Here is a 5,749-nt window from a genome sequence, read left to right as displayed (position 1 = left end):
CCCCTCCACCTCCACCCGAACCCCCTCATCCCGCGTATTGACGACCACGACCACGTCCCGCGACGCGAGCGCCAGGACCCCGGCTCCCCGGACGTCCGGCCGCCGTACCTCCTTGCCCGGCGGGAACTCGCGGGCGAACCGGGAGAGCAGGTCCATCATGGGCAGCCGCTCCCCGCCCCCGCCGAGCTCGGTGGGGGTCCAGAGGCAGCCGGGGCAGGCGCCGGACGTGCCCTCCGGGTTCCAGTAGAAGGCGGCGGAGACACCGGCCTCGGCCATGTGCATCATGGCGGTGGCCTGGACGGCGACGCGGTGGTCCTCGGTCCAGCCGGCCCGGTTGTCGCGGGCGTCGGGCGGTTCGACGTACCACTCGGCCCACCAGACGGGCAGCCCGGTGGCCTTCCGGAGCCACGCGGTGACGTCGGCGAACTTGCGGGTGGCGCGGAACTCGTCGGGGAGGAGCCGGTCCCCGTCCCGGGTGTAGCTGGAGCCGTCGACGACGACGAAGTCGGCGCCCGCCTTGTGCTTGTTCCAGTACGTCAGGGCGTCGACGGAGCGCTGGTCGACGATGCCCCACGGCCCCTGGAGCGCCGAGACGTTGGACGCGGCGCCGGGTGCGTTGCTGTCCATCACCACGTACGGCCCGCCGATGAGGACGTCGTCCCGCTGTTTTCTGATCTCCTCGTAGACGAGGTTGTAGAGCTCGGTGTAGCCCTCGTAGTTCCAGCGTTTGCGGGATTCGTCGTAGAAGCCCTTGAGTTCGTTCCAGACGATGAAGTGATGAATGTCCGGGTAGCGCTTGGCGACGACGCCGGCGAGCCGCGCGAAGTCGCGGTAGTGGTCCCGGTCCGGGGCCTTCTCCAGGGACTTCTGGGACCAGTCGGTGCGCGCGCCGCCGCCCTTCATCCAGTCGGGGGCGCAGCAGAGGGTGAGCACCGGGGTGCCGCCCGAGCGGCGCATCAGGGCGACGCGGCGGTCGAGGTCGGTGAAGTTGTAGGTGCCGGGGCGGGGTTCGGGGTTGTCCGCGCCCCAGCCCATGATGTGCTGGTTCTGCGGCAGGGACTCGGCCGCGAGCAGCTTGGCGGCGGTCCGCCGGGCCGTGTCCCCGCCGCGGTCGGCGCTGTACTGGGTGTGGGTGAAGCCCCAGCCGACCTCGGCCCGCTCGTCGTACGGCCCGCCGTCCCGGGAGTGCCAGTCGGCGAGGATCGCCGCGAGCAGCAGGGCCAGGGCGCAGGCCACGACCGTGAGCAGGGCGGTCAGCCGCCACCGCCCCCGTTTCGGCAACGCCGGTCCCCCGGCATGACGTCCCATCACCGGCCAGCGTATCGGCCGGAGGGGCCGGTCCGGGGGCTTCCGCCGGAACGGTGGTCACCCGGCGGGCGGGCGGCCGGCCTCCGGACCCCGCCCGTCCGCCGTCCGTCCGCCCCTCAGTCCCTCCGTCCGTCCGCCCCTCCGTCCATCCACCCGCGGGTCTCCCCACTCGTCCGTCCGTCCCCTGGGTACCCGTACTCAGGTGCGATTGAGTAAGCCGTCCCTGTCGGCGGACGGGACCCGTGGCGTGGAATCGTCACATGGAGAAACACCCGCCCCAGGAGCCGACCGTCGCCGCCGCCGATACCCCGACCGCCAAGGCCGGCCCCGTGGTGGTGGTCCGGCGGTGGCTCGTCCTCGCGGCCGTGATCGGACTGGTCTTCTGGGTGAGCACCGCGGCGCCCGGCTTCTTCGAGGATCTCCAAGGCGGCCGCATACGCTCCGCGGCGGACTACCGCACGCAGGACATCAGGACCCGCGAGGCCGGGAAGACGACCGTCGCCCGCCTCCGCCCCGGCTCCGGCAAGGCCGACGGGATGCGCAAGGAGGGCAGCACCTCCTGCGTCGACGACATGGGGTTCGACGGTGACGGGGTGACCCGGGACCAGCCGCACTACGTCTGGCCCCTGGACTACGCCCGCGAGGCCGACTACCTGGCGGACCTCGACAAGGTCCGCGCGGCGTGGCGGGAGCACGGCTGGGAGGTCCGGGACACCCAGGAGGAGACGGATCAGGACTCCCCCCGGCGGGAACGGCGTTGGCCGGGCATCCACACCGTCGCCGACCACGGCATCACCCTCTCCATGAGCCCCGACCGGTTCACGAACAAGCCCACCCTGTCGGCCGACGGCGGCTGCGTCCGCTACCGGGAGGAACAGGGCGTAGCCGCCCGCGAGCGCTCCGGCGCGGCCGACAGCGGCTCCCCCGCCCGGAAGGGCACCCTCACTTACGACGACGGCGTCCGCGTCTCCATCGGCCCGGTCCGGGCCGTCACCCCTTCCCCGGCCGGGGAAGGCGACGCGGCCCCGGCCGCGCACGCCTACAGCGTGCCCGTCACCGTGACGAACGGCAGCGGCGCCCCGGTGGAACTGCGCAGCTACGACGTGGGGAGTTACGAGAACGCGAACCCCGGCCTCCGGAACCCGGTCCCCTACTCCCCGGAGCTCGCTTCCTCGACACCGGTCAGGGTGGCGGAGGGGGAAACGACGCACCTGGAGCTGGTGTACTCGGCGGACAAGGAACTGTCGCGTCTGCGGTTCACCTTCGCCCCGGGCGAGTTCCACCTGCCCTACCAGTGGGCGCTGTCGATCCCCTGAGCCGGGGCGGCCGGCCGGCCGGGGGCTCGAAGCGGCGCAGGGCCCGTACGGCGTCCGTCAGCCCAGCCCCCGTTAACGCCGTAACCCCCGTCAGTCCCCGTACACCGCCCGCAGCGCCTCCTCCGCCGCGGCCAGTGCCGCCTCCCGGCCGAGGCCGAGGCGGTGGGCCCGTTCGGCGTAGGCGCGGGCGGCGGCCGCGGCCTCGCGGTCGGCGGTGTCGCCGGGGGCGGCGACGAAGGTGCCGTTGCGGCCGTGGGTCTCGATCACGCCGTCGGCCTCCAGGGCCCGGTAGGCCTTGGCCACCGTGTTGGCGGCGAGGCCCAGTTCCTCGGCGAGGCCGCGGACCGTCGGCAGCCGGTGGCCGACGGGCAGCGCGCCGGAGCGGGCCCGGTCGGCGATGTGGGCGCGGATCTGCTCGTAGGGCGGTTGGGGCGCTTCCGGATCGACGGTCAGGTGCAAGGCCACGTGGGTCTCCTGGCTGGCTGGACGGTGTGCGCCCTCCATTGTGCGCCGACGGGCGGCCGGAACCGGAGGACCCCGCCCCGCGGCCGGCACTCCCCCCGGGCCGCCGTCCCCGGGACCGCCCGCCGCCCTCTCACAGCCGCAGGTCGATCCCGCCCGTCCGAAGCCACGTGTCCAGGTTGAGGACGAGTTCGACGGCTCCCCGGTAGCGGTCGCCGGACTCCTCCGCGAGGGCGTCCCGGAGCGCGTCCTCGCGGAGCAGCGGCCGGACGGGGGCGTCCCGGTCGGCGAGGACTTCGCGGAGCTCGGCGCGGAGGGCGGCGCCGTAGCGCGGGTCCTGGGTGGCGGGGTAGGGGCTCTTGACGCGGTCGGCGACGACGTCGGGCAGCACGTCGCGGACGGCGGCGCGCAGCAGGGACTTCTCGCGCCCGTCGAACGTCTTCATCGACCAGGGGGTGTTGAAGACGTACTGGACCAGGCGGTGGTCGCAGAAGGGCACCCGTACCTCCAGGCCGGTGGCCATGCTGGCCCGGTCCTTGCGGTCGAGGAGGATCTGGACGAAGCGGGTGAGGTGGAGGTAGCAGACCTCGCGCATACGCCGTTCGAGGCCGGTCTCGCCGGGCAGCCGGGGCACCTCGTCGAGGGCCTCGCGGTAGCGGGCGTCGACGTACGCGGGCAGGTCGACGGCGTCGAGGACGTCCTTGCCGAGCAGCGCGACCAGGGCGCTGTCGCCGCCCGCGAAGGTGTGGGCGACGCCGGCCGCGACCCAGGGGAAGGTGTCGGCGTGCACGGCCGCCGGGTCGTGGAACCACCGGTAGCCGCCGAACACCTCGTCGGCGGACTCCCCCGAGAGGGCGACCGTGGACTGTTCGCGGATCGCCTTGAACAGCAGGTAGAGCGAGGTGTCGCCGTCGCCGAAGCCGGTGGGCAGGTCGCGGGCGGTGAGGACGGCCCGGCGGTGGCCGGGGTCCATCAGGTCGGCGGTGTCGAGGACGATGTCCCGGTGGTCGGAGCGCACGTGCTCGGCGAGGGCGTGGGCGTACGGGCCGTCGGGCGTGCCGCGCAGGTCGTTCGGGACGAAGTGGTCGGTCTGGCCGGCGAAGTCGACGGAGAAGGAGCGGACGGGTCCGCGGCCCGCCGCCGCGAGGCCCCTGGCGGCGAGCGCGGTGACGGCGGAGGAGTCGAGTCCGCCGGAGAGCAGGGTGCAGAGCGGGACGTCGGCGATCAGCTGGCGGGCGACGATGTCGTCGAGGAGTTCCCGGACGCGCGCGACGGTGGTGGGGGTGTCGTCGGTGTGCTCGTGCGCCTCCAGCGCCCAGTAGCGCCGGACGACGGTCCGCACGGTGGTCCCGTCCCGGCGGATCCGGACGGTGTGGCCGGGCCGCACCTCGTGCGTCCCGTCGTAGACGCCGTGGCCCGGCGTCTTGACGAACGCCAGCACCTCGGCGAGCCCCTCGGCGCCGACGCTCGCGGGCACGGCAGGGTGGGCGAGGACGGCCTTCTGCTCGGAGCCGAAGACGACGCCGTCGGGGGTGGGGTGGTAGTAGAGCGGCTTGATGCCCATCCGGTCGCGGACGAGCAGCAGTTCCTCGGTGCGCGGGTCCCAGAGGGCGAACGCGAACATGCCGTTGAGGCGCTCGGTGAACGCCTCGCCCCATTCGAGGTAGGCGTGCAGGACGACCTCGGTGTCGCTGCTGGTACGGAACGTGTGGCCGCGGCCGGCGAGTTCGGCGCGCAGCTCGCGGTAGTTGTAGACCTCGCCGCTGTAGGTGAGGGCGAGCCGGGTGCGGCCGTCGTGCTCGACGAGCATCGGCTGCCGGCCGCCCTCGATGTCGATCACGGCCAGCCTGCGGTGGCCGAACGCGGCGTGGGTGTCCTGCCAGATCCCCGAGGCGTCGGGGCCCCGGCACTCCATCGTCCGCGTCATCGCCTCCAGCGCGGCGCGCGCTCCGGCGGTGGTGAGGTCCTGGTCGTAAGCGATCCATCCGGTGATGCCGCACATGCGCGGTGTCCCCTTTCGGCAGTCGCCCGGGAGCGCTCGCGAGCGCGCCGGGGCATGGCTCGACCCCCGTCCGACGCGGACCGCCGCCTTCCGCGGCCGTCCGCGTCCGCGACGCTACGCCTTATAGATGCATGTACCAACCATGCGAATGGAAAACGTTTCGCAAACCGCTCCACCGCGCCCTACGGTTCGCCGCATGCACCTGACAGTCCGGGAGTTCACCCCCGCCGACGCGGAACCCGTCGCCGAAGGCCGCCGCGCGGCGGTCCCCTTCATGATCATCACCGCCGACATGCTGCTCTGGGAGCTGCGGAACGCCCCACCGGAACAGCGCTACCGGCTGCTCGTCGCCGAGGCGGACGGACGGATCGCCGGCAGCGCCCGCGTGGGCCTGTACACGGACGGCGAAGCGCGGGCGCACGGCCGGGCGTTCGCCTCCCCGTACGCCGACCCCCGGCTGGGCGGCCCGACCGCCGCGGCCGTCACCTCGGCGCTGCTCCGGGCGGCCGAGGAATACCTCACCGGGCTCGGCGCCCGCTCCGTCTACATCTGGGCGAACGACGACGGCCACTCCCCCGCCCTCGCGGAGGCCCACGGCTACCGCCGCCTCCGCCGGGCCGGCTTCCTCCGGCTCGACCTCGCCCACACCCCGCCGCACCCC

Annotated in this window: 5 protein-coding genes; 2 read left to right on the top strand and 3 right to left on the bottom strand. The window is 73.7% G+C overall.

The genetic code is table 11. The annotated features are described in order from the left end of the window. On the bottom strand, positions 1-1,308 hold a 1,308-nt coding region (locus tag ACSNOK_RS29960), incomplete at its 3' end, for a xylan 1,4-beta-xylosidase (RefSeq protein WP_436783943.1). A 260-nt stretch (positions 1,309-1,568) separates the two neighbouring features. On the opposite strand from ACSNOK_RS29960, the gene ACSNOK_RS29955 reads away from it, so the two are divergent. Continuing rightward, a complete protein-coding gene (locus tag ACSNOK_RS29955; RefSeq protein WP_436783942.1) occupies positions 1,569-2,624 on the top strand; it encodes a hypothetical protein in 1,056 nt (351 codons plus the stop codon). A 90-nt stretch (positions 2,625-2,714) separates the two neighbouring features. On the opposite strand, the gene ACSNOK_RS29950 is transcribed toward ACSNOK_RS29955, so the two are convergent. Both ACSNOK_RS29950 and asnB read right to left on the bottom strand, forming a co-directional pair. Beyond that, complete coding sequence (locus tag ACSNOK_RS29950; RefSeq protein WP_436783941.1) at positions 2,715-3,089, bottom strand: GntR family transcriptional regulator; 375 nt, start codon at positions 3,087-3,089, stop codon at positions 2,715-2,717. A 130-nt stretch (positions 3,090-3,219) separates the two neighbouring features. Beyond that, on the bottom strand, positions 3,220-5,088 hold the full coding sequence (gene asnB, locus ACSNOK_RS29945) for an asparagine synthase (glutamine-hydrolyzing) (protein ID WP_436783940.1): 1,869 nt from the start codon (positions 5,086-5,088) through the stop codon (positions 3,220-3,222). A 196-nt stretch (positions 5,089-5,284) separates the two neighbouring features. On the opposite strand from asnB, the gene ACSNOK_RS29940 reads away from it, so the two are divergent. Next, on the top strand, positions 5,285-5,749 hold a 465-nt coding region (locus ACSNOK_RS29940), incomplete at its 3' end, for an N-acetyltransferase family protein (RefSeq protein ID WP_436783939.1).

The organism is Streptomyces sp. URMC 126 (assembly GCF_051386555.1).
Classification (GTDB): domain Bacteria; phylum Actinomycetota; class Actinomycetes; order Streptomycetales; family Streptomycetaceae; genus Streptomyces.
This window is presented reverse-complemented; position numbering and strand designations above follow the sequence as displayed.